The 24,907-nt window shown below is 28.0% G+C and carries 26 protein-coding genes and 7 tRNA genes; all 33 read left to right on the top strand.

Features of this window, described 5'->3' with window-relative positions; translation table 11 throughout:
• Window positions 1-21 precede the first annotated feature (21 nt).
• The 33 genes from DYA59_RS02065 (at window position 22) to DYA59_RS02225 (ending at window position 24,905) form a co-directional block, all read left to right on the top strand.
• Entirely contained in the window at window positions 22-213 is a 192-nt protein-coding gene (locus DYA59_RS02065) for a FeoB-associated Cys-rich membrane protein (RefSeq protein WP_115268896.1), read from the top strand.
• Between the two features lie 148 nt (window positions 214-361).
• Window positions 362-1,606, top strand: a complete 1,245-nt coding sequence (locus DYA59_RS02070) for a TolC family protein (RefSeq protein ID WP_115268898.1) — start codon at window positions 362-364, stop codon at window positions 1,604-1,606.
• A complete protein-coding gene (locus DYA59_RS02075; RefSeq protein ID WP_115268900.1) occupies window positions 1,603-2,718 on the top strand; it encodes an efflux RND transporter periplasmic adaptor subunit in 1,116 nt (371 codons plus the stop codon). The genes DYA59_RS02070 and DYA59_RS02075 overlap by 4 nt, the downstream gene beginning before the upstream one ends.
• Window positions 2,693-3,370 carry an ABC transporter ATP-binding protein gene (locus DYA59_RS02080; protein ID WP_115268902.1) on the top strand — a complete coding sequence of 226 codons (678 nt, stop codon included), beginning with the start codon at window positions 2,693-2,695 and terminating at the stop codon, window positions 3,368-3,370. Before DYA59_RS02075 ends, DYA59_RS02080 begins: the two co-directional genes overlap by 26 nt.
• Window positions 3,367-4,596 carry an ABC transporter permease gene (locus tag DYA59_RS02085; RefSeq protein ID WP_115268904.1) on the top strand — a complete coding sequence of 410 codons (1,230 nt, stop codon included), beginning with the start codon at window positions 3,367-3,369 and terminating at the stop codon, window positions 4,594-4,596. The genes DYA59_RS02080 and DYA59_RS02085 overlap by 4 nt, the downstream gene beginning before the upstream one ends.
• A 92-nt stretch (window positions 4,597-4,688) precedes the next feature.
• A complete protein-coding gene (locus DYA59_RS02090; protein WP_115268906.1) occupies window positions 4,689-6,797 on the top strand; it encodes a penicillin-binding protein in 2,109 nt (702 codons plus the stop codon).
• An 8-nt stretch (window positions 6,798-6,805) separates the two neighbouring features.
• The gene (priA, locus tag DYA59_RS02095; RefSeq protein ID WP_115268908.1) at window positions 6,806-9,115 is read left to right on the top strand and encodes a replication restart helicase PriA; all 2,310 of its coding nucleotides are present in this window, start codon (window positions 6,806-6,808) and stop codon (window positions 9,113-9,115) included.
• Between the two features lie 26 nt (window positions 9,116-9,141).
• A complete protein-coding gene (gene def / locus DYA59_RS02100; protein ID WP_115268909.1) occupies window positions 9,142-9,651 on the top strand; it encodes a peptide deformylase in 510 nt (169 codons plus the stop codon).
• Between the two features lie 10 nt (window positions 9,652-9,661).
• A complete protein-coding gene (locus DYA59_RS02105; protein ID WP_115268911.1) occupies window positions 9,662-9,943 on the top strand; it encodes a septum formation initiator family protein in 282 nt (93 codons plus the stop codon).
• 13 nt (window positions 9,944-9,956) lie between these two features.
• On the top strand, window positions 9,957-11,009 hold the full coding sequence (gene glpX, locus DYA59_RS02110; RefSeq protein ID WP_115268913.1) for a class II fructose-bisphosphatase: 1,053 nt from the start codon (window positions 9,957-9,959) through the stop codon (window positions 11,007-11,009).
• A gap of 74 nt (window positions 11,010-11,083) precedes the next feature.
• Complete coding sequence (locus DYA59_RS02115; protein ID WP_115268915.1) at window positions 11,084-11,566, top strand: hypothetical protein; 483 nt, start codon at window positions 11,084-11,086, stop codon at window positions 11,564-11,566.
• A 52-nt stretch (window positions 11,567-11,618) separates the two neighbouring features.
• Window positions 11,619-11,694: transfer RNA gene (locus DYA59_RS02120), tRNA-Gly, on the top strand.
• Between the two features lie 3 nt (window positions 11,695-11,697).
• Window positions 11,698-11,773, top strand: a tRNA-Lys gene (locus DYA59_RS02125).
• Window positions 11,774-11,782: 9 nt separating this feature from the next.
• A tRNA-Glu gene (locus DYA59_RS02130) sits at window positions 11,783-11,857 on the top strand.
• Between the two features lie 3 nt (window positions 11,858-11,860).
• Window positions 11,861-11,936: transfer RNA gene (locus DYA59_RS02135), tRNA-Val, on the top strand.
• 7 nt (window positions 11,937-11,943) lie between these two features.
• Window positions 11,944-12,020: transfer RNA gene (locus DYA59_RS02140), tRNA-Asp, on the top strand.
• Window positions 12,021-12,029: 9 nt separating this feature from the next.
• Window positions 12,030-12,105, top strand: a tRNA-Thr gene (locus DYA59_RS02145).
• A gap of 17 nt (window positions 12,106-12,122) precedes the next feature.
• Window positions 12,123-12,206: transfer RNA gene (locus tag DYA59_RS02150), tRNA-Leu, on the top strand.
• Between the two features lie 179 nt (window positions 12,207-12,385).
• Window positions 12,386-13,495 (top strand): M20/M25/M40 family metallo-hydrolase, encoded by a 1,110-nt coding sequence (locus DYA59_RS02155; protein WP_115268917.1) that lies wholly within the window; start codon window positions 12,386-12,388, stop codon window positions 13,493-13,495.
• Between the two features lies 1 nt (window position 13,496).
• Window positions 13,497-14,342, top strand: a complete 846-nt coding sequence (gene mreC, locus DYA59_RS02160; protein WP_115268919.1) for a rod shape-determining protein MreC — start codon at window positions 13,497-13,499, stop codon at window positions 14,340-14,342.
• The gene (locus tag DYA59_RS02165) at window positions 14,329-14,862 is read left to right on the top strand and encodes a LolA family protein (RefSeq protein ID WP_115268921.1); all 534 of its coding nucleotides are present in this window, start codon (window positions 14,329-14,331) and stop codon (window positions 14,860-14,862) included. Before mreC ends, DYA59_RS02165 begins: the two co-directional genes overlap by 14 nt.
• A complete protein-coding gene (gene recO / locus DYA59_RS02170; RefSeq protein WP_172606930.1) occupies window positions 14,855-15,571 on the top strand; it encodes a DNA repair protein RecO in 717 nt (238 codons plus the stop codon). The genes DYA59_RS02165 and recO overlap by 8 nt, the downstream gene beginning before the upstream one ends.
• Window positions 15,564-16,037, top strand: a complete 474-nt coding sequence (locus tag DYA59_RS02175; protein WP_115268923.1) for a PTS sugar transporter subunit IIA — start codon at window positions 15,564-15,566, stop codon at window positions 16,035-16,037. Before recO ends, DYA59_RS02175 begins: the two co-directional genes overlap by 8 nt.
• A 9-nt stretch (window positions 16,038-16,046) precedes the next feature.
• Window positions 16,047-16,508 (top strand): transcriptional regulator NrdR, encoded by a 462-nt coding sequence (gene nrdR, locus DYA59_RS02180; protein WP_115268925.1) that lies wholly within the window; start codon window positions 16,047-16,049, stop codon window positions 16,506-16,508.
• Window positions 16,509-17,441 (top strand): methionyl-tRNA formyltransferase, encoded by a 933-nt coding sequence (gene fmt / locus DYA59_RS02185; protein ID WP_115268927.1) that lies wholly within the window; start codon window positions 16,509-16,511, stop codon window positions 17,439-17,441. It abuts the gene before it with no gap.
• A 35-nt stretch (window positions 17,442-17,476) separates the two neighbouring features.
• Complete coding sequence (folD, locus tag DYA59_RS02190; RefSeq protein ID WP_115271440.1) at window positions 17,477-18,328, top strand: bifunctional methylenetetrahydrofolate dehydrogenase/methenyltetrahydrofolate cyclohydrolase FolD; 852 nt, start codon at window positions 17,477-17,479, stop codon at window positions 18,326-18,328.
• Between the two features lie 17 nt (window positions 18,329-18,345).
• Window positions 18,346-18,795 carry an ACT domain-containing protein gene (locus DYA59_RS02195; protein ID WP_115268929.1) on the top strand — a complete coding sequence of 150 codons (450 nt, stop codon included), beginning with the start codon at window positions 18,346-18,348 and terminating at the stop codon, window positions 18,793-18,795.
• A 23-nt stretch (window positions 18,796-18,818) separates the two neighbouring features.
• Window positions 18,819-19,265 carry an acetyl-CoA carboxylase biotin carboxyl carrier protein gene (accB, locus tag DYA59_RS02200; RefSeq protein WP_115268931.1) on the top strand — a complete coding sequence of 149 codons (447 nt, stop codon included), beginning with the start codon at window positions 18,819-18,821 and terminating at the stop codon, window positions 19,263-19,265.
• A 76-nt stretch (window positions 19,266-19,341) separates the two neighbouring features.
• A complete protein-coding gene (locus tag DYA59_RS02205; protein WP_115268933.1) occupies window positions 19,342-20,634 on the top strand; it encodes a hemolysin family protein in 1,293 nt (430 codons plus the stop codon).
• The gene (locus tag DYA59_RS02210; RefSeq protein ID WP_115268935.1) at window positions 20,618-21,289 is read left to right on the top strand and encodes a DUF502 domain-containing protein; all 672 of its coding nucleotides are present in this window, start codon (window positions 20,618-20,620) and stop codon (window positions 21,287-21,289) included. The genes DYA59_RS02205 and DYA59_RS02210 overlap by 17 nt, the downstream gene beginning before the upstream one ends.
• Window positions 21,279-22,046, top strand: a complete 768-nt coding sequence (locus DYA59_RS02215; protein WP_115268937.1) for a tetratricopeptide repeat protein — start codon at window positions 21,279-21,281, stop codon at window positions 22,044-22,046. The genes DYA59_RS02210 and DYA59_RS02215 overlap by 11 nt, the downstream gene beginning before the upstream one ends.
• A 42-nt stretch (window positions 22,047-22,088) precedes the next feature.
• Window positions 22,089-22,601: an adenine phosphoribosyltransferase gene (locus DYA59_RS02220; protein WP_115268939.1), complete on the top strand. Its 513-nt coding sequence runs from the start codon at window positions 22,089-22,091 to the stop codon at window positions 22,599-22,601.
• 120 nt (window positions 22,602-22,721) lie between these two features.
• Window positions 22,722-24,905 carry a RelA/SpoT family protein gene (locus tag DYA59_RS02225; protein WP_115268941.1) on the top strand — a complete coding sequence of 728 codons (2,184 nt, stop codon included), beginning with the start codon at window positions 22,722-22,724 and terminating at the stop codon, window positions 24,903-24,905.
• Window positions 24,906-24,907 lie beyond the last annotated feature (2 nt).

Below are 24,907 nucleotides of genomic sequence, written 5' to 3' on the forward strand. Positions count from 1 at the left end.
TCTCTAATGAAAGGAGAGAATATGAAAACTATAATTTTAATAATAATTATAGCTATAATAGCTTTTTTTTCCATAAGAAGTGTTGTAAGGGCTTTTAAAGGCGAAGGATGCGGTTGTGGAGATGGAAAATGTAGTTCTGGAGGTTGTTCTTGTGGAGAGCAACGCTCAAATAAGAAAGAACATAGCTGTAATTGTGGGCATCATAATGATTAGTAAAAGATAATGAAATAAATGAAAAATAGCTGATACTAAGACAATACTAATTTGTTTAGGTGAAGCTATTTTTTATTTTTTGTGACATAATTAGGACACAAAAGTGTTACATAATAAACTAAAATAATTTTATAGGAAGGGAAATAGTATGAAAAAGAAATTTTTTTTATTTTTTCTTTTAGGAATAATGGCTTATGGAAAAGAGGTAAACTTGGATATTTTATTAAAAGAATTAGAAGAAAAATCATATAATAGAAGAATATATGAAATACAAAATAAAATAAATAGTGATAAGGAAAGATATTATAAATTAGATGATTTTAATGGAGTTGAAACAAGTGTTACTTCCGATTATAGTAGGAAAGAAGATTCTTTTGAAACTACTGGAAGAATACAATATGGACCAATGTATATTGAAGGAGTAAAAAATTATAATTCAGAGAACGAAATTATTTACGGGATAGAGAAAAATTTAAAAGATTTAATCTATTCAGATAGTAAAAATCAATTAAGACAATTACAATATACAAAGGAGATAGATAGAATAGATTATAAAAAAAATTTGGAAACACAAAAGATAAGTTTACTTAATTTATATAAAGAATATAAAAATAATGAACTGGAAATGGAGATAAAAAAAAATGGAATAGAAAAATTGACTATAGAGGAAAAAAAAATAAAAAAATCTTATGAATTGGGAGCTGTTGCAAAAATAGAATTAGATAGTATACAATATAGTATAAAAAATATGCAATTAGAAATAGAAGTATTGAAAAAAAATTTATTAAAATTAAAAAAAAGATTCAGGTATGATTTTGGAGTAGAGATAGAGGAAAGTAGTTTGAAAGAGATACTTCCTCCAAATGAAAGTTTTAGTATATATGTAGATAAATATGGAGAAAAAGATATAGAGTTATTAAAACTTCAAAAAAGTAGAACGGAGGAAAATATAAATTATTTGAGTTATGATAATAGAGTACCAGAGATAACTGTTGGTGTAGAGTACAGTGGAAAATATAATGAAAGTAGAGTGGCTTTAAAATTTTCTAAAAGTATTTTCGATCTAAATATAGATTTAGAGAATGAAAAGAGTGATTTATTACAACAAGAATTGAATTTAAAACAAAAAATTAGTGAAATTGAAGGAGAGAAACTAGGAATCTTAAACAATTATGAAAATTATTTAAAAGATTATGAGATTAATAAGAATAACTCTGAATTGGAACTTTCAAAATATAATATAAAGAAATTAGAGTACTCATTAGGCAAAGCTAACTATGTAGAAGTAATGGAGTATTTTAATTCATATATTAATTATGAAGTGGCTAAAGAAAAAGCGAAAAATAATTTAAATGGATATATCTATGAAATAATGATAAGGGGAGAAAAATGAGAAGAGTAAATTTAAAAATAGTGGGTGTTATTTTAATAGTTTTAATTTTGCTAGGTTTGGAAATATTGAGATACAACAACAGTAAAAAAGTGATAGAAAATTTGACTACGTATACAACTATGAAGGTAGGAAATGTAGATGCAAAAGGATATATAGAAGTGAATGGTAAAGTAGAAGTAAATGACACTAAAAAAGTATTCGTAGATAAAAAATTAAAAGTGGATGAGGTTTTTGTTCAAGAAGGTGATTTTATAGAAAAAGGTCAAATTTTGATGACTTTTGATGAAACAGAGAGAAATAATATAATGAGAAATTTAGAAAGGGAAAAGTTATCTTTATCTAAGTTAAAAAGAGATTATATAGTAGAAAAAGAGCTTTATAAAATAGGAGGAAGTTCAGCTAACAGTGTAAAGGAGTTGGAAGAAGAAATAAGAAGAGTAGAGATAAACATAGAAGAATATGAAGAAGATTTGGAAAAAACAGCTGAAAAAATATTGAGTCCTGTGAGCGGAACAATAACATCTTTAACAGCTCAGGAAAATTACCTAGTAGATACAGATTCACCACTCATGGAAATAGCAGATTTATCAGATATAAAAATAGTTTTGGAAGTGCCAGAGTATGATGTGAAGAATGTATATGTAGGTCAAAAGATACTTTTAAAGCCAGAAGCTTTTGAAAAGAAAAAAAGTTATCCAGGAAAGGTGACAAAAATATCTAAAATTTCAGAAATATCTGAGACAACTTCAGAAAATATATTAGAAACAGAAGTAAAGCCAGATGAAATTATTCCATATATAGTTCCAGGATTTAAAGTAACAGCTACTATATATTTAGATGAACAAAATGAACAGATAACGGTTCCTAAAACTGCTATATTAGAAAGTGATGGTAAATATTTTGTAGTAATTGTTGATACTGAAGGTATAGTAAAAAAGGAAGAAGTAGAAATAACAAATTTAGAAGGAGATAATCTTATTATAAAAAAAGGTCTATCGGGAAATGAAATGATACTTATAACTCCGGATGAAAAAATAAAGGATGGAGAGAAAGTTATAATACAGATGAAAGGTAGAGGTAACAAAAATGCTAGAAGTGAAGGAATTAAATAAATATTATATAAATGGGGAAATGAGCTTACATGCTTTAAAGAATATAGATTTTAAAATAAAAAGAGGAGAGTATGTAGCTATAATGGGAAGTAGTGGAAGTGGGAAATCGACTATGATGAATATATTAGGATGTTTAGATAGAGAATTTGAAGGAGAATATATTCTAGATGAGATTGAAATATCTAAGATAGAAGAAAAAGATATTTCAAAAATAAGAAATTTGAAGATAGGTTTTGTTTTCCAAGCATTTAATCTTTTACCTAAGTTAACGGCATTACAAAATGTAGAGTTACCTCTTGTATATGCTGGAATACATAAAAATGAAAGAGAGAAAAGAGCTAAAGAGATGTTAGAAAAAGTTGGATTGGGAGAAAGATTATATCATAAACCAAGTGAGTTATCTGGAGGTCAAAAACAAAGAGTAGCTATAGCTAGGGCTTTAGTAAATGATCCAGCTATAATCTTAGCGGATGAACCAACTGGAAATTTAGATAGTGTTTCTGAAAAAGAGATAATGGAGTTATTTACTGAATTGAACTCACAAGGAAAAACTATAATAATAGTTAGTCACGAACCAGAAATAGCTCAATATGTAAAAAGGATACTCTTTTTTAAAGATGGAGAGATAATAAAAGATGGTGATAGTAGATGAATTTTGTAGAAAGTTTGAAAAGTGCTGTTCAAAGTATAAAAGGTAATAAAATTAGATCGTTTTTAACAATGTTGGGAATAATAATAGGAATATCTTCAGTGATAACTATGTCATCTATTGGTAAAGGAGGACAAGAAAATATAACTGGTGATTTAAAAGAGGGAGGATATGGAAAATTTAATATTAGTATAGATAAGACAGATGAAAATTTTAGATGGAAATATCTTTTAAATGAGGAAATTGTAAAAAAATTACAAGAGAGTAATTTATTTAAAGCAGTTAGTCCAAAAATAAGTAGTAATTTTGGAATTAAAATAGGTGAAAATAATAGAAGACAGATGGTAGTTTTTAATGCTACAACTCCAGATTATGAAATGATAGATAGGGTAAAAATAATATATGGAAGAAATATTCTTCCTTTTGAATATGAAAATGCAGAAAGAGTAGTTACAATAGATAATGTAACAGCTAAAAATTTATTTGGAAATGCAAGAGCAGCACTAGGTAAGAGTATAGAAATATATAAGGGAAGATTTGGAAATCCACAAAATTACAAAATAGTAGGAGTATATCAAAATCCAGTGGAGCAAATGATGAAAGTAATGGGAGGGAAAAGAGTTCAGAGATTTGGAAGAATTCCTTTATCAACTTATGAAAAAATTTATGATAGTTCAAATACTGGATTTACAAGTATAATATTAGAAACTAAAACACCAGAAAATATGGCCTTTAGTATGACACAAGCTAGAGAGTTTTTGGAAAATATCACAAATGAAGCTGAACTGTACGATATAAACGTAGAAAATAATGGAGCTGCCTCTTTTGATAATATACTTACAACTTTAAATATGTTTGTTACTTTCGTAGCTGGTATATCATTGTTTGTAGGTGGAATAGGAGTAATGAATATAATGCTAGTGAGTGTAGTGGAGAGAACGAAAGAAATAGGAATTAGAAAGGCTATAGGAGCTACAGATTTTGATATACTTTCACAATTTTTAATGGAATCAATTATTTTGACAGGAATAGGAGGTATATTAGGAATTGGACTTGGAATTTTATTGTCTATAGTGGTAGGGTATTTTATAGAGATAAAACCAATATTTTCAATATTAACAATATTAATATCATTACTTGTTTCTATGGGGATAGGGATAATTTTTGGTGTAACACCAGCCAGAAAAGCAGCTAGATTAAATCCAGTGGATGCTTTAAGAGCAGAATAATAAAAAATAATTATAATATAAAAAATAAAGTAACAAGAAATTAAAAAATTTGATATAATTTAAAAGAGTAAGGAAACTAATGGAGGACAATAGTGAAGTATTTAAAGATATTAACTCTTCTATCTATTTTTGTAGGAATAGTAGTAGCTGCCTATTATAAATTATATCTATTGACAGTTTTTTTAATTTTGTTGCTTTTTTATTTTTTTCATATTTTTTTGAAGAAAAATGAGTATCAAAAGTCTGGAAATTTTAATAAAAGGGTAATACTTTCTTCTAATATAGTTTTACTAGTAATTTTGGTTATAGTAATAAGGTTAGTACAGATACAACTTTTTGAAGCCCCAGAATATGAAAAAAAAGCTATTGAACAGATTAGAAAAAATGATAAAAGTTATGGAAATAGAGGAAGTATTTTTGACAGTAATGGAAAAAGTTTAGCTTTTAATAAAAATATATACATATTAGGTGTAAATCCTAGTGCTATATATGATGAAGAGCAAAATTTAAAAGGAATAGAGAAGATACTAGATGAAACATATATTAGAAAGAATAAACAAAATCTTTTGCTTGAAATAAAAGAGGCTTATAAGAAGAATAGAAAATATAAGGTAGTAGCTAAGAACTTAAGTGAAAGACAAAAAGAGAGAATAGAAGAAATTGTAAAAGAATATAAAATTACTCAAAATTTGATACAATTCGATAGAAGTATAGAAAGAACTTATTATAAGCCAGATCTTTATAAAAATTTGATAGGATTTATAGGATATACTGATAGTTCAAATGCTCATAAAGTTGGAGTATTTGGCCTAGAAAGATGGTATGAAAAATATTTAAAAGAAAAAGTAATTGAAAGACAGAATATTTACACTAAAAATAGAGCTATGAAATTGCCATTTTCAAAAGAAAATATAAAAGTAAGTTTAAATGGTAAAAATCTTTATACTACAATAGATAGTGATATACAATTTATTTTAAATGATGAGGTTAGAAAAAAATTTATCTCTTCTGGTTCAGAAGAAGCCTATGGAATAATAATGGATCCAAATAATGGAAAAGTACTAGCTACTTCATACTATACTATTTTTAAAAATAGAGCACTTAGAAATCCTATATTTCAGAATCAATTTGAACCAGGTTCTATTTTTAAGCCCATAATTGTAGCTTCAGCTCTTGATGCTGGACTTGTAAGTAAATATACTAAGTTTGATATAGGAGATGGAAAAATAACAAAGTATAGACATACTATAAAAGAAGCTAGTAGAAATACTAAAGGAGTTTTAACAACAGAAGAGGTACTGAAAAAATCTAGTAACGTTGGTATGGTTATGATAGGGGACAAATTTACTAATCAAGAATTTGAAGAGTATCTTAAAAAATTTGGCTTCTATGATAAGACAGGAATAGATTTTCCTGGAGAGATAAAACCATACACCACACCTTATAAAAGATGGGATGGATTAAAAAAGAGTACTATGTCCTTTGGACAGGGGATAGCTGTTACACCGATTCAGATGATTACAGCTTTTTCCTCTCTTATAAATGGGGGAATTTTATATGAACCACGTCTTGTAGAAAAAATAACAGATGAAAATGGAATAGTAGTGAGAAGAAATCCTGCTACTCAAGTGAGAAGAGTTATTTCAGAGAAGCTTTCTAACGAGATGAGAGATATGTTAGAAAAAGTAGTTAGTGATGGAACAGCTAAAAGAGGAGAGGTTCCAGGATATAAGGTAGGAGGAAAAACAGGAACAGCTCAGTTAAGTACAAAGGGAGGATACTTAAAAGAGAACTATCTTTCTTCATTTATCGGTTTTTTTCCAGTGGAGAGACCTAAGTATGTTGTTTTAGTAATGTTTTTAAAACCTAAAGGGGAAACTGTGTTTGAAAAATTTGGAGGAGCAACAGCAGCTCCAGTTTTTGGTGAGATTGTAAAAAGAATAACAAAAACAAAAAATATACTATCAGAAAATATATCCAGCCTTTCTCAAGTAAAAAACTTTGAAAATGGGTATAAAGAGGAGTTAAAGGATATATTGATGCCAGATTTAAAAGATTTAAACCCTAAAGATGTAATACATATTTTTAGAAATAGTGAAATAGAAGTGAAAATAGTTGGAACAGGTTTGGTAAAGGAACAATATCCTAAAGTTGGAACTTCATTACAAGATATAAAAAGTATAAAAGTAATCTTAAAGTAGGAGATAATATGAGATATTATAAGATTTATGTAGATGGTACAAAGGAGCTATATACCTATGAAGATAGAGAAAATGAATTTGAAATAGGGGAAAGAGTGATTGTATCTTTTAGAGGAAAAAGGCGAACGGGACTTATAATAGCTCTTGATAGTGATAGAGAGAAAAATTATAGAGTTTTACCTATAGAAGAAAGATTAGAAAATTCTATAAAGTTATCTGAAAATTATATAAAACTTTTAGTTTGGGTAAAAAATTATTATATGACTAGTTATGAACAAGTTATAACTTCAGCTATTCCAAATTCTTTAAAAACAAAATATGAAAAGTTTTATTTTCCTAAAGAGATTTTAAATTTTTTAAATAATGAATTGATAAATGATAAGATAAGAGAATATTTTAAAAAAAGAGTAAGTATAACTAAGGGAACTCTAGCTAAAAATTTTGGTCTAGATAAAATAAATTTTCTTTTAAAAACTGGATTTCTCGTGAAAGATGGTAAGATAAATATAGTAATAAATTATTCAAAAGTTTTAGATTTAGAATTAGTTGAAAAAAATATCTATGAATATTTTAAAAGAAGAGAGAGAGTTAAAGAGGAAATTCTTGAAAAAATATTTCCTAAAAAAGAATTAGAAAAACTTTTAAAAGCCGGAGATTTAAGATTAGAAAAATTTATAAAAGCTGAAGAGGAAAAAGTAGAAGAGATAGATGAGGTAGAGATTGAAAGTAGAGATAGGGAGCTAAATGAGGAACAAAAAAAAGCAAGGGAAATAATAATCTCTGGTGTAGAAAAAAACTATCTTTTAAAAGGTATTACAGGTTCAGGAAAAACAGAGGTATATATTAGCATTATAAAGTCAGCTTTTAATGAGGGAAAGGGAAGTATATTTTTAGTTCCAGAAATCTCTCTTACTCCACAGATGATAAATAGATTTAAAGGGGAGTTTAAAGAAAATATTGCTATACTTCATAGTAAGCTTACAGCAAGTGAAAGAGCAAAAGAGTGGTATAATATTTACATAGGAAAGAAAAAGATTGTATTGGGAGTTCGTTCAGCTATATTTGCTCCTGTTGAGAATTTAGGATATATATTTTTAGATGAGGAGCACGAAACCACTTATAAGCAGGATAATAACCCTAGATATAATGCTAAGCAAGTAGCTATAAAAAGAGCAGAATTAGAAGAAGCAAAGCTCATTCTTGGTTCAGCTACCCCATCTATTGAAACTTATTATTTTTCACAAAAAAATCTTTTCAAACTGGTTGAATTAAAAAATAGATATAATAATGCACTTCTTCCAGAGATAGAGATAGTAGATATGAAAGGAGAAGAGAGTATATATTTTAGTAAGAGACTTCTAGAAGAAATAAAAAAAACTCTATTAAAGGGGGAGCAAGTTCTTTTACTGTTAAATAGAAAAGGCTATTCTACATATATTCAATGTAAAGATTGTGGATATGTAGAGGAGTGTTCTCACTGTTCTATAAAATATAGTTACTATGCAAGTCAAGGGGTACTTAAGTGTAATTATTGTGGAAGAGTAAAAAAATATACAGGTCATTGTAGTAAATGTGGAAGTTCTAACCTTATACATAGTGGAAAGGGAGTAGAGAGGGTAGAAGAGGAGATAAAAAAATATTTTGATGTAAGAGTCATTAGAGTTGATTCTGAGATGTCCAAGGATAGAGAGTTTTTTGAAAAGATGTATTTTGATTTTTTAGAAAAAAAATATGATATAATGGTAGGGACACAACTTATATCAAAGGGATTACATTTTCCAGATGTAACTCTAGTAGGAGTTGTTAATGCTGATACAATACTAAATTTTCCAGATTTTAGGGCTGGAGAGAAAACATTTCAATTAGTTACACAGGTAGCTGGAAGAGCTGGGAGAGGAGATAAAAAAGGAAGAGTTATAGTTCAAACATATCAAAGTGAACATCCAGTTTTTAAAAGAGTAAAAGAGAGTGACTATGAAGGATTTTATAATGAGGAGATAGGAAATAGAGAGCTATTGGAATATCCCCCATTTTCAAAGACTATTAATATAGGAATATCTTCTAAATATGAAAAATACTTAGAAAATTTTGTACAAGATTTTTATAGAGATATAAAATATGATGGAGTAGAGCTCTATGGACCTATGAGAAGTATGGTGTATAAGGTAAAAGATAGGTATAGGTATAATATTTTTATAAAAGGAAGTATAAAAGAGATAATTAATTTTAAAAAGAAATTAAAATTAAAGATTACAAATTATGAAAAAAATGATAAAATTAGAATAGTGATTGATGTAGATCCTGTTAATTTGATTTAAAATAAAAATTTCTATAGAGGTGAAAAATGATTTATGAAATAAGGAAATATGGTGATTCTGTTCTTAGAGAAGTGGCAAAAGAAATAGAAAAAGTTGATGATGAGATATTAGAAATATTAGATAATATGGTAGAAACGATGTATGCATCAAAAGGTGTTGGACTTGCCGCTCCACAAGTGGGAATTAGCAAAAGAATGTTTGTTTGTGATCAGGGTGATGGAGTTATAAGAAAGATAATTAATCCTATAATTACTCCTATTACAGAAGAAGTAATAGATTTTGAAGAAGGATGTTTGAGTGTTCCTGGGATTTATAAAAAAGTTCAAAGGCCTCAGAGAATAAAAATAGAGTATTTAAACGAAAAGTCAGAAAAAATTATAGAGGAAGTAGAAGGCTTTTTAGCGGTAATTATGCAGCATGAATTTGATCATTTAGAAGCTATTTTGTTTGTAGATAAAGTTTCTCCGATTGCTAAAAGGATGATAAATAAAAAATTACAGATGTTGAAAAAAGAAACTTTAAAGGAGAAAAAGTAAGGTGTAAAATATGCAGGAAAATAAAGTTGGGAAAATCTTATCATATATTATAATTCTCTTAAATCTTTATTTTTTTGTACCATATATGTATAGAAGTTATATAAAGATAGAAAAATTAAAAAGAGAACAGCTTGAGATAAAAGAAAAAATAAAAATAGTAAAAAAGAAAATAGAAGATTATAATATAAGAATAGAAAAATTAGGAGATGATTTCCAAAGAGAAAAAATTGCAAGGGATAGACTTCAAATGGTAAAAGAAAATGAAGAAATATATAGATTTATAGATAAGTAATTAGGAGGAGAAAATGAAAAGAGAATTAGCATTAGAGTTTGCTAGAGTTACAGAAGCTGCTGCATTAGCAGCTCATAAATGGGTAGGAAGAGGAGATAAAGAAGCTGCTGACCAAGCAGCAGTAGATGCTATGAGAACTATGCTAAATAGGATTTCAATTGATGGAGAAATAGTTATAGGGGAAGGAGAAATAGATGAGGCACCTATGCTATATATTGGAGAGAAAGTTGGAAGAGCTAATAATCCAGATAATGAATTAGAAGAAGGAGAAACATTAGATGGATGTTCTTTAGTAGATATAGCTGTAGATCCAGTAGAAGGAACTAGAATGACTGCTCAAGGACAAGCAAATGCTATTACAGTTCTAGCTGTTGGAAATAAGGGAAGTTTCTTAAAAGCTCCAGATATGTATATGGAAAAATTAATAGTAGGTCCAGAAGCAAAAGGGGTAATTGATTTAAATAAACCTCTTATAGAAAATATTCATAATGTTGCTAAAGCATTAAATAAAGATTTAAAGGATATGATGGTAGTTGTATTAGATAAGCCAAGACATACACAAATCATAAAAGATTTACAAAAATTAGGAATAAAAGTATATGCTTTACCAGATGGAGATGTGGCTGGTTCTATCCTTACTTGTATAGTAGATTCAGATGCAGATATATTATATGGTATAGGTGGGGCTCCAGAAGGAGTTATCTCTGCTGCTGTAATTAGAGCTTTAGGTGGAGATATGCAAGCTAGATTAAAACTAAGAAGTGAAGTTAAAGGTGTAACTTTAGAAAATGATAAAATTTCTAATTTTGAAAAGCATAGATGCGAAGAAATGGGACTAAGAGTTGGAGATGTTTTAAAAATGGATGATTTAGTAAAAGATGATGAGGTAATTTTTTCAGCTACTGGTATTACTAGTGGGGATTTACTAGAGGGGATAAAAAGAAAAGGAAATATTGCTAGAACACAAACTTTAGTAGTAAGAGGAAAAAGTAAAACAATAAGATATATTAATTCAGTTCATAATTTAGATTATAAAGATGAAAAAATAAGTCATTTAGTAAAATAGTGATAAAAGAAGGGGTTATTACAGAGAATAAAAAATAATTGTAATAACTCTTTTTCAGAAAAGGAGATAAACTGATGTTATTTTATGATGAGTTTTTAAAGAAATTAAATGAGGAAAAATTTCAAGTAAATGAAATAGAAAAATTTTCTCCAGAGATAAAAAAAATAATTGTTGGCTTAGGAGTTTCACTGCCTCTTATTATAATTGCTATAGCTCAATTATATATGGCTAAGATAGATGGAAATGTTGTAAGGATTGCTTTTGCTTTAATATTTATATTTATAGGAGTAAAACAATTAAGAACAACTTTTTCTTATAAAATTCAAATAGATACAAAAAATAAGAAAATAAAATTTATGAATGTGAATATAGATTTGATGAAAATAGAGAGTTGTACATTAAAAGAAGAAAAAGTTGGAAAAAAATTAGAAGTAGTTCTTGATATTATCACATTTGATAAGCAGCAATATATCATTCCACTATATATGAATAAAAAAGTAAGATTTGTATGGCTAATTAAAACAGTATTAGTAGATGCGTTTAAAATAAAAAAATAAAATAAAAAATATTTGACAAAAAAAAAAGAATATGGTATCATAGTTCTTGTCTGCGGGAATAGCTCAGTTGGTAGAGCGTCAGCCTTCCAAGCTGAATGTCGCGAGTTCGACCCTCGTTTCCCGCTCCAGATGCGCCATTAGCTCAGTTGGTAGAGCATCTGACTCTTAATCAGGGGGTCACAGGTTCAAGTCCTGTATGACGCACCATATTGAGATGCCCCGTTCGTTCAGTGGTAAGGACATCAGATTTTCACTCTGGAAACAGGGGTTCGATTCCCCTACGGGGTACCATTAGGTCTCATAGCTCAGTTGGGAGAGCACCTGCCTTACAAGCAGGGGGTCACAGGTTCAAGTCCTGTTGAGACCACCATTTATTTGGGGGTGTAGCTCAGTTGGTTAGAGCGCATGCCTGTCACGCATGAGGTCGCGAGTTCGACCCTCGTCACTCCCGCCATATAGAAGTGCCGCTTTAGCTCATCTGGTAGAGCAACTGACTTGTAATCAGTAGGTGATTGGTTCGACTCCGATAAGCGGCACCATTTTTTATAAGTGATATGCGAGGATGGCGGAATTGGCAGACGCGCTAGACTTAGGATCTAGTGTCCCAGACGTGAGAGTTCAAGTCTCTCTCTTCGCACCATACTAGAAGATAACTCCACATTAGTGGAGTTTTTTATATTTAAAGAAGGAATAATGTCAAAATTTATAGAGAAAAAATGGAAAATTGTCTATTTTTTTGTACTAGTAGTACTTTACAAAACTGCTATAAATATATTATAATTAATAAAAAGAAATAAATCAAAGCCGGAGGAAATTATAATGATAAACAGAGATAGACTGGTGGAGAGTTTTATAAATATGGCTAAAATATCTTCTCCATCATTAAAAGAAAGAGAAATGGCTGATTATATAAAAAAAGAATTAGAATCTCTTGGGCTAGATGTAGTAGAAGATAATGCTGGGATAAAAATAGGAGGAAATTCTGGAAATATAATAGGAATAATGAAGGGGAGTGGAGAAAAAAAAGTTTTATTAAGTGCTCACATGGATACAGTTTTACCATGTGATAAAGTAAATCCTATTATAGACAACGGAATAATTAAGAGTGATGGGAAGACTATATTAGGCGGAGATGATAAAGCTGGGATAGCAGCTATAATAGAGGCAATTAAAGTTATAAAAGAAAATAACTTTGAACATCCCAATATAATAATAGTATGCTCAATAGCTGAAGAGATAGGATTGTTAGGTGCTAAAAATTTTGAGATAGAGAAATATTCTCCAAACTTTTCATTTATATTAGATTCAAGTGGTAAACCTGGGATAGCAATAGTTCAAACTCCTTTTTCAGCAAAGGGTCAGATAAAAATAGTAGGAAGGCCAGCGCATGCAGGAATAGCTCCAGAAAATGGAATAAATGCTCTTACAGTAGCAGCTCATGCTATTACTAAATTGAAATTAGGAAGAATAGATGATGAGACAACATCTAATATTGGAATAGTAAGAGGAGGAGAAGCTGTAAACATAGTTATGCCAGAAGTTATTCTTCAATATGAAGCTAGAAGTTTTTCAGGAGAAAAACTAGATATTTTATTAGATGAGACTTATAATATATTTTTAAAAACAGCTGAGGAGTTTGGAGCTAAGTTTGAAAGTACTGTTGAGAAAGGTTATTCAGGATATTATTTGGAAAAAAATGAAGAGATTTTAAAGTGCTTTGAAAAAGCTTGTAAAAATATAGATGTTGAATATATTACTAAATCGACTGGTGGAGGAAGTGATGCTAATATTTATAATGAAAAGGGATATAAATCTCTCACAATAGCAATAGGAATGACAAAAGTTCATACAAAAGAAGAATATATTGAAATAGAAGATATGATTGATACATCAAAATTAGTTGTAGAATTACTAAAAGGGATAAGATAAGATGTTTAGAAAGAAAAAAAGCTCTAAAAATATAAAGAAGAGAAAGAGATATATAATATTTGTATTTGTAGTGTTTTTTTTAGTTGTATTTAGAAGTACTGTAAATAGTGGAGTGGAATTATTAAGCTATATAGTTTTTCCAGTACAAAGAAAAATTTATAAAATCGGAAACTATATAAAAGAAACAAAAGAGGCGGTAATAAAGTACAGAAAAATTCTACAAGAGAATAGAGATTTAAAAAATGAGCAGATAAAATATGATATGTTAGTATATTATAATCAAAGAATCTCTGAAGAAAATACTCGTTTAAGAAAAATTTTAGAAATAAAAGAAGAAAAAAAGTTAAAAGTAAGGGTTGCTAAAGTAATATTTAGAAACCATAATAATTTATATGTAAGATTTTATATTGATTTGGGCAAGAAAGATGGAATCAAGAGAAATATGATTGTCTTATCTGAGGAAACACTTATAGGAAAAGTTGGGAGAGTATATGAAAATTATTCTATAGTTGATATGATAACTTCGGAAAATATAAATGTTAGCTCTATAACAGAAAGTCAAATGTTAGGTTTAATAAAAGGTAGTAATGAGGAAGATGGAACACTTTATTTTGAAGCTAATACTTTTCAAAATAATATTATAGTAGGAGAAAAAGTATACACTTCTGGAATTAGTGAAATTTATCCAAAGGGATTATATATAGGTAGAGTTTCAGAGGTAGATGAAGATGATAGTGAATTATTTAGGAGTATAAAAGTGAAAAATGATATTGATGTACTTAATATGAATGAAGTTTTAATTTTGATGCAAGATGAGGAACAAAGGGAGAAAAATGAAAAGAACTAGAATATTATTCCTATTTTTAATAATATCTATCTTATGTTTTGCTAATAATAATATAAAAGATATTCAAGATATTACTTTTTTAGTAACAGAAAATCTTACAACAAATGCTAAAAAAAAGAAAAGTGAATATATATTAAGATATATCAAACCTAATTTTATTAGAAAAGATGTCTTAGAACCAGAATTAAATAAAGGGGAGATATATATATATGATGGTAATAAAAAAACTGTTTATCTTCCACTTTTTGAACAAATGACATATGAAAATTTAGAGAGTAAAGAAAGGGATATTTTAGAAAGTATTGATTATATTTTGAAAAAACGAGAGCTAAAACAAGGAAAAGTACAACTTAATAATGGAGTAATTTTAGAATTAAAACAAATAGAAAAAATTTCTGATTATTTTTTACCAAAAGAAATCGTAATATATGATAAAGATATAGAGGTTGCAAAACTTGAAATAAAAGATTATAAAATTAACTCTAATTTAAAAAAAGAGGAGTTATTGTTTCATGATTAAGTTTATAAATGATAATGGAATAGTTATAAATAAAAGAGATTTTGGAGAGGCAGATAGGTATATAACTGTATTTACAGAAAACTTTGGAAAAATAATCTTTCTTTTGAAAGGAATTAGAAAAAGTAAAAAAAGAGAATTGAGTTCAGTTGATACTTTGACACTCTCTAAATTTACTTTTTATAGAAAAGGAGAAAATTTTTTTATTTCTAATTTTCTAGAATTGGATCCTTATTTAGAAATAAAATCAAATTTGGAAAATTTAGGGATTACTCTTTATATTTTAGGAGTTTTAAACTTAGTTTTGATGGAGCATAATAGAAAAAAATCTTTGTATAATATTACGATAAAAACACTTAATTATTTAAAAGATAGCGGAGATAAAAGAAAAAATTACATTTTACTTGGCTATTATTTACATTATTTAATAAAAAACGAAGGACTTGAAATAAACATGGGAGAAGGATATAATTTTTCTTATGAGAAATCTAGATTTCTTGAAATACCTGAATCTTATACTTGTAAATTATCGAAAAATGAAAAGGATATAGTTCAACTATTTATTACTGGAAAAGTTAGAAATATTGTAGATGGTAAATATTTATTTGAAGATATAAAAAATGTGATAAATTTATTTGAAAAATATATGAATTATCATTTGGGAATATATCTTAAATTGAAAGATTATGTAATGGGGGTGGAAAATGATTAATATCATAAAAATAACTGACTATATGTCAGAAGAATTAATTTCTCTGAATTTAAAAGCAAGAACAAAAGATGAAGTATTATTAGAGTTATCAAAACTTATGGAAACTTCTCCTAATATTTCAATTGTAGGGAATAATGTATATAAATCTCTTGTAGAAAGGGAAAAGTTAGGAAGCACAGGAATAGGAAAGGGAGTAGCTATTCCACATGCAAAAACAGAGTCTGCTAAAAGTTTGACAATAGCTTTTGGAGTAAGTAAAGAGAGAATAGATTTTAAGTCTATGGATAATGAAGGAGTAAATATATTTTTTGTGTTTGCTTCCCCTATTAAAGATAGTCAGATTTATTTAAAGGTATTGGCTAGAATATCAAGATTAATTAGAGAAGAAAGTTTCAGACAAGGGTTGTTAGGATGTAAAACTCCTAATGAGGTAATAGAGTATATAAATAAAAAAGAAACTGTGTAGGTGAGTGCTATGAGATGTCCATTTTGTAATTCAGAGGATACTAAGGTAGTTGATAGTCGTTCTTTTATGGAAGGTTTTTCTATTAAAAGACGTCGTGAATGTATTAAATGTGAAAAAAGATTTACAACTTATGAAAAGGTAGAAGAAACTCCCCTATATATTGTGAAAAAAGATAACAGAAGAGAAAAATTTGATAGAAATAAACTTTTAAATGGACTTATTAGAGCTACAATTAAAAGAAGTATAAGTAGAGAAGATTTAGATACTTTTGTACTTGAGATAGAAAAATGTATACAAAACTCTTTAAAAAATGAAATTAGTAGTAGAGAGTTAGGAGAATTAGTAATGGAAAAATTATTAGAAGTAGATGAAGTAGCTTATGTTAGATTCGTTTCCGTGTATAAGGAGTTTGATGATATAAAGTCTTTTATAGAATTGGTTGAAAAAATTAGTAGTAGGAAAGGTGAATAGATGAGAATATTATTTATGGGGACTCCAGAGTTTGCGATTCCATCTTTAGATGTATTAAATTCTAAACATGAAATAATAGGGGTCTTTACAAAAACTGATAAACCTAATATGAGAGGGAAAAAGATAAAATTTACACCAGTAAAAGAGTATGCTTTAGAGTATAATATACCTATATATCAGCCAAATAGTCTAAAAACTGAAGAGACTAAAAATTTAATAAAAGAATTGAATCCAGATTTAATAGTAGTGGTAGCTTATGGGAAAATATTGCCTAAGGAGATAATTGATATACCAAAGTATGGAGTGATTAATGTACACTCATCTTTGCTTCCAAAGTATAGAGGAGCAGCTCCTATAAATGCAGCTCTTATTCAAGGTGAGAAGGAAAGCGGAGTAAGTATAATGTATATAGTTGAGGAGTTAGATGCAGGAGATGTGATACTTAATGTAAAGACAAAGATAACAGATGAAGATACTTTCCTTACTTTACATGATAGATTAAAAAAATTAGGAGCAGATGGACTTATAGAAGCTGTGAATCTTATAGAGAGAGGTATAGCACCAAGGATACCACAAAATCATTTAGAAGCTACATTTGTTAAACCATTTTCTAAAGAGGATTGTAAAATTAAATGGAATAGAACTGAAAGAGAGATTTTTAATTTTGTAAGAGGAATGAATCCTTTTCCAGGTGCTTTTACAATTTGTAAAGAGAAAATTTTTAAGGTTTATGGAGTAAAAGAAAATTTTAAGATATATAAAATTGGAGTTTGTGGCGAGATAGTAGAGATAAAAAAAGGTGAAGGAATAGTTGTAAAAACTCAAAATGGAAGTGTTATATTGACTCAAGTGAAGCCAGAAAATAAAAAAATTTTAAGTGGAGTAGATATAATTAATGGTGGAATATTAAAAATTGGTGATATTTTAGAATAAAAATAAAATTAGAAAGGTAGTATATGAAGGATATGATAAAATTAGATGGAAAAGATTTAGCTGTAAAATTAAAATTAAATTTAAAAGAAGAAGTAAATAGGTTAAAAAATGAAGTGGGAAGAGTTCCTGGACTAGCTATAATTTTATTAGGAGATAATCCAGCTTCAAAAATTTATGTGAACTCTAAGATTAAGGGGTGTAATGAATTAGGTTTTAAAAGTTTTGGATATTTTTTATCTGAAGATACAAGTGAAGCAAAACTTTTAGAATTGATAGATGAGCTTAATAAAGATGAAAGAGTAGATGGAATATTAGTGCAGCTTCCTCTACCAAAGCATATAGATGAAAAAAAAATTATAGATAGAATATCTTTAAATAAAGATGTGGATGGATTTAAACCGGAAAATTTAGGCCTTTTAATGCTAGGAAATGATGAAGCTATGAGTCCTTGTACTCCAGCTGGAATAATAGAGTTATTGAAAACTTATTCAATAGATTTAGTTGGAAAAGATGTAGTTGTTGTAGGGAGAAGTAATATAGTAGGAAAACCTATGGCAAATATCATGATAAATAAAGGGGCAACAGTTACTGTATGTAATAGTAAGACTAAAAATTTAAAGAAAAAGACTGTTGAAGCAGATATAATAGTAATGGCAATAGGACAGCCTAAATTTTTAACTGAAGATATGGTAAAAGAAGGAGCAATAGTGATAGATGTTGGTATAAACAGAACTCATGAAGGTTTAGTTGGAGATGTAGATTATGAAAATATAAGTAAGAAAGCTTCTTATATAACTCCTGTACCAGGAGGAGTAGGACCTATGACTGTTGCTATGTTGTTTGTAAATACTTTAAAAGCTTTTAAAAATGTAAATTATATAAAATAAAAATAAAGGGAGAAACTATGAAAAAAAACGAGAAAAGAGAGTATTATATAGTAGATAAAAGAATACTTCCAAACTCTATACAAAGTGTAATAAAAGTAAATGATTTAGTACAACATACTAAAATCTCGAAATATGAAGCTATAAAGAAAGTTGGAATAAGTAGGAGTACATATTATAAATATAAGGATTATATAAAGCCTTTTTTTGAAAGTGGAAAAGATAAGGTATTTAGCATCCACATGTCTTTAGTAGACAAACCTGGAATTTTAGCAAGTATATTAAATATAATAGCTGGAGAGGATATGAATGTGCTTACAATAGTCCAGAATATAGCTGTAGATGGAATAGCAAAATCTACTATTTCTATACAGACGACTGAGAATATGCTTAGAAAAATAGAAGGAATGCTAGAAAAAATTTCTGAAGTAGACGGGGTAAAAGATTTGAGAATAATAGGAAGCAACTAAATTTAAAATATTGTGGAGGAAAAATGAAAATAGATGTAAAAACAATAAGAGAGTTAGCAGAAAATATTGAAAAGTATAATTTGAATGAAGTAACTTTAGAGAGTGAAGGAATAAAGTTAATGTTAAAGAAGGAAACTTTTGTTACAAAAGTAGAGCCTGTACAAGTTCAACAGCAATTAGTTCAACAATGTATGCCAACTAATGAACCTGAAAAAATTTCAGAAGAAAATAGAGAAAGAGAGTATATAATAGCTCCTATGGTAGGAACTTTTTATAAATCATCAGCTCCAGGTAATCCAGCTTTTGTAGATTCTGGAATGAATGTATCCATAGGAGATACTTTATGTATAATTGAGGCAATGAAGCTTATGAATGAAGTAAAAGCTACAAAAAATTGTAAAATTGTAAAAATTTTAGTAGAGGATGGACAAGTAGTGAAAAAAGGAGATAAATTATTTGAAATAGAGTAAAATTTGTATTTTTATATATTATGTGGTAAAATAATAATAGTATATGGAAACTTGAGAAGGAGAGTGTAAAATAAAATTGGACACGTACAAAAATATTTTGTTGTTAGTCATATTAATAATGTTATCAGGTTTTTTTTCAGCTTCAGAGACGGCACTTACATCTTTTAGAAGTATACATTTAGAGAAGTTTGAAAATGATAAAAATATTAAGAAGATAGAACTTTTAAAAAATTGGTTAAAAAATCCTAATGAAATGTTAACAGGATTATTAGTAGGAAATAATATTGTAAATATATTAGCTTCATCGATAGCAACTGTTGTAACAATAAATGTAATAGGAGAAGCATCGAGTTCATCAGTGGCTGTAGCTACAATTGGTATGACTATAATTATTTTGATTTTTGGAGAAATTACACCTAAGATCATAGCTAAAAATCAAGCTGTAAAAATAGCAGGGATAGTTATAAATATTATTTATTATTTTACTTGGATCTTAAAACCTATAATAAAAATATTGATGATGATATCTAAATTTATTGGAAGAATGTTAGGTATTGAGATTAAAAATGAAGGCTTCATGATTACTGAAGAAGATATTATTTCATTTGTAAATGTGGGAGAAGCTGAGGGGATAATTGAAGAAGAAGAAAAGGAAATGATACATTCAATAGTTGGATTTGGTGAAACAACAGCTAAAGAGGTAATGACTCCAAGAACTTCCATGTTCGCTTTAGAAGGAGAAAAAACATTAGATGATGTGTGGGATGAAATAATAGAAAATGGTTTTTCAAGAATTCCTGTATATAAAGATACAATAGATAATATAATAGGAGTTTTGTATGTAAAAGATGTATTAAGCATAATAAAGGATGGGAAAACGGATACTCCGATTAAAAATTTTGTAAGATTAGGTTACTTTGTACCTGAGACTAAATCTATAATAGAAATATTACAAGAGTTCAGAAGTATGAAAGTCCATATAGCTATGGTATTAGACGAATATGGAGGAATAGTAGGTCTTGTTACAATAGAAGACTTAATAGAAGAAATTACTGGGGAAATTCGTGATGAATTTGATACAGAAGAAGAAGAGCTTATACATAAAATAAATGATAATACTTATGAAGTAGATGGAATGATAGATATAGAGACTTTAGATAAAGAGTTATCTATAAAATTGCCAGAGTCTGAAGATTATGAGAGTTTAGGTGGGCTTATTGTAACAGAATTAGGAAGAGTAGCTATAATTGGTGATATAGTAAATATAGAAGACGTACGATTAGAAGTTTTAGAAGTTGATAAAATGAGAGTATCAAAAGTTTTAATTGAATTAAATATAGGAGAAAATCCAGATGATCAAAAAGTTTAAAGCTTATTTTTATACAGGATTAATAGCTCTTTTACCAATTGTTTTAACTGTCTATATATTTAATTGGATAGTTGGAATTGTGATGGGAATTTTAGGAAATTCATTTATAACGATAATAATAAAAAAGCTTCTTCTTATATTTGTAGAAGAAGGGAATATGGATTATTATGTTCAAATGTTAGTTTATTTTATATCCTTGATTACTATGATATTAGGAACTTGTTTAGTAGGATTGATTTTAAGAATAGTTTTTTTTGCCAAGATGATAAGGAAGGCTAAGAAATTATTTGTAAAAATACCTTTGATAAAGCAAGTCTATACAACTATTTCTCAAATTGTTGATGTAACTATGACTGATAGGGAAAAAGCTTATGAAAAAGTGGTAATGTTAGAATATCCGAGAAGAGGAATATATGCTATAGGTTTTTTAACCTCTCCAGAAAATCAGATTGTAAGTGAAGTAATTTCATCCAAAGAGAAAGTGTGTAATGTTTTTATTCCAACTTCTCCAAATCCGACTTCTGGAGTATTTGTAGTGGTTCCAGAAAAAGATATTACAATACTTGATATGAAGATAGATGATGCTGTAAAATTAATTATCTCAGGAGGTGTAATTACTCCAGAGAAAAAGGAGATAGAAAAAATTGAAGAGTAAACTGATTTTTCTAGGGATATTAATTTTTATGATAGGATGTAGTAATAGGAAAATATCTAAAGAAGCCGAGTATGCTTTGATAAGGGGGGTAAATTTTTCACAACAGAAAGAATATTCTAAAGCGATGTTTGAATATGAAAAATCTTATGCAATAGATCCAAATAATCTTGTTTTATTAAAAGAGTTAGGGTATTGTTATTATCAATTTGGTGATTTTGAAAAAGCTGAAAAATTTTGGCTAGAAGGCTTAAAATTATCTAAAAAAGATGAGAATATTATTAAAAATTTAGCTACTCTTTACTATGAGCAAAGAAAATTTGATAAAAGTTTAAAAGTTATGGAGGAAGCCTATAATATAAACGATGGTTATTATTTAAAATTAAAGGCTTTAATTGTAGCTGAAACAGATAAAGTTGAAGCTTATAATATTTTTAAAAAAATGAATATAGAGGATTTTGATGTATATAGCTCAATAAAATATATGGAAATTTTAAAGTTTTTATCTAAGAAAAATGAACTATACTATTTTATGAAAAATGGTTATTCTTTTTTTAAAGAGGATAGAGATTATATTTTAAATTATGCTGAGAATTTATCAGAGGTTTATTTATTGAATAGAGAAACAGAGGAAATATTATTGAGATATCTTGCTGAAAAGGGAAAAGATGAAAGTATAATTTTGAAATTAAGTAATCTATATTTAAAAAATGGTGATAAAAAGAAATCAGAGGATATTTTAGAGTTAATATCTTATTGAAGCGTTTTAGATAAAAATATAAAGAGTAACGGAGTGAAGAGAATGGATTTAAAAAAATATGTGGCAAATGTAAAAGATTTTCCAAAAAAGGGAATATTATTTAGAGATATAACTCCTTTAATGAATAATGGAGAGGCTTTTAGAATGGCTACTGATGAGATAGTAAAATTTGCTAAAGAAAAAGCTGCAGAATTAATAGTTGGCCCAGAGGCAAGGGGATTTATATTTGGATGTCCAGTATCATATGCTATGGGGATAGGATTTGTTCCAGTTAGAAAGCCTAAAAAATTACCTAGAGAGGTAGTTGAATTTTCTTATGATTTAGAATATGGTTCAAATACCTTATGTATGCATAGAGATGCTATAAAACCTGGTCAAAGAGTACTTATAGTAGATGATCTTTTAGCCACTGGAGGGACTATGGAAGCTGCTGTAAAGTTAGTAGAAGAATTAGGTGGAGTTGTAGTAGGATTGGCTTTCTTAATTGAGTTAGAAGAGTTAAATGGAAGAGAGAAATTAAAAGATTATCCAGTTTTAACATTGATGAAATATTAGAGTAAAAAAGTAAGTAATATAGTCTAAAGCAACTTCTTATGAAATTTAAATTTAAAATATGAGGTTGTTTTAGATTTTTTATTTATTACTTTTTTAATTGTAGATAGAAAAGAGGAGATTATGAATTATTGGGAAGAGATACTAAAAGAAATAGAGGAAAATAATCTAAAAGTTGATATTGAAAAAATAAAATTAGCTTTTTTCTTTGCTGAAGAGTGCCATGAAGGACAATATAGAAAATCTGGGGAAGATTATATTATGCATCCAGTAGAGGTTACAAAGATCTTAATAGATATGAAAATGGATACAGATACTATAGTCGCTGGAATACTTCATGATATAGTAGAAGATACTTTAATTACTTTAGCTGATATAAAATATAATTTTGGAGAAGCAGTAGCAACATTAGTTGACGGGGTAACTAAGTTAAAAACTCTTCCTAATGGTACTAAAAAGCAAGATGAAAATATAAGAAAAATGATTTTAGCTATGGCTCAAAATTTAAGAGTAATAATTATAAAACTTGCAGATAGACTTCATAATATGAGAACTATGAAGTATATGAAACCAGAAAAGCAAATATCCATCTCCCAAGAAACTTTAGATATTTATGCACCTCTTGCTCATAGATTAGGAATAGCTAAGATTAAGTGGGAATTAGAAGATTTAGCTTTACGTTACTTAAAACCAAAAGAATATATAAATATAAAATCTTTGATTGATTCTAAAAAGAAAGAAAGAGAAGAGTATATTCAAGAGTTTATTGAAAAGATAGTAAATTTATTACATGAAACTGGCATAAAAGGAAGTGTAAAAGGAAGATTTAAGCATTTTTACAGTATTTATAAAAAGATGTATGAAAAAAATAAAGAATTTGATGATATTTATGACTTAATGGGTGTAAGAATAATAGTTGATACAGAGGGAGAATGTTATAATACATTAGGAGTAATTCATAGTCATTTTAGACCTGTACCTGGAAGATTTAAAGATTATATTGCTGTACCAAAATCTAATAACTATCAATCTATTCATACTACTATAGTAGGCCCACAAGGGAAATTTATAGAGATACAGATAAGAACAGAAGAGATGGATAAGGTAGCTGAAGAAGGGATTGCTGCACACTGGAGTTATAAAGAGCACAGTAAAGTGACGAAGAGTGATCAGGTGTATGGATGGCTTAGAAATATTTTGGAACTACAAAAAGAAACAGAAACAGCTCAAGAGTTTATCGATAGTGTAACAAAAGATATAATAAATGAAACAGTGTTTGTATTTTCACCTAAAGGGGATATTACAGAGTTACCTCAAGGAGCTACACCTCTTGATTTTGCTTTCTCAATACATACTCAAATAGGATGTAAGTGTGTAGGTGCTAAGGTTAATGGAAAAATAGTGACACTTGATTATAAGTTACAAAATGGAGATAGAGTAGAAATTATAACTTCTAAAAATTCTAAGGGACCAAATAAAGATTGGTTAGACATTGTTGTTACTCATGGTGCAAAAAGTAAAATTAAGAAAGTTTTAAAAGATTTAGTAAGAGACCAAACTATAAAAAATGGTAGAGAAAATCTTGAAAGAGAGTTGGGAAAACTTGGAATAACTTTAAAAGAAATGGAAGATGACCCAATTATTAAAAAGCATATGGAAAAGAATAATATTACATCTTTAGATGAATTTTATTATCATGTTGGTGAAAGACGAAGTAAGATAGATATAATAATTGATAAACTTAGAAAAAAAATAGAAAAGGAAAGAAAAATTGAAAATATAAATATTGAAGAGTTAATGGAGAAGAAAAAAGAGAAAGAGAAAAATTCTTCAAGTAAAAATGACTATGGAATAATAATTGATGGAATAAATAACACCTTAATTAGATTTGCTAGATGTTGTACACCTTTACCAGGAGATGAAATTGGAGGATATGTAACTAAACTTACAGGAATAACTGTCCATAGAAGAGATTGTAAAAATTTTCAAAGTATGGTAGCTCAAGATCCTACTAGAGAGATAGATGTACAATGGGATAGCAAAGTAGTGGAACAAAAGGAAAATAAATATAAATTTACATTTAATGTACTTGTGTATGATAAACCAAATATACTTATGAATATCATAAATTTGATAGCAAATCATAAAATCCATTTAATTACAATAAATAGTAATGAGGTAAATAGAAATGGTGAAAGATATATGAATTTCCAAATTACAATAGAGATTTCAAATAAAAATGAATATAAATATCTATTGAATAATATGCTAAAAATGAAAGAGATAATATCAGTAGATAGGACTTAGAT

This window comes from Fusobacterium necrogenes, assembly GCF_900450765.1.
Taxonomy (GTDB): Bacteria; Fusobacteriota; Fusobacteriia; order Fusobacteriales; family Fusobacteriaceae; genus Fusobacterium_A; species Fusobacterium_A necrogenes.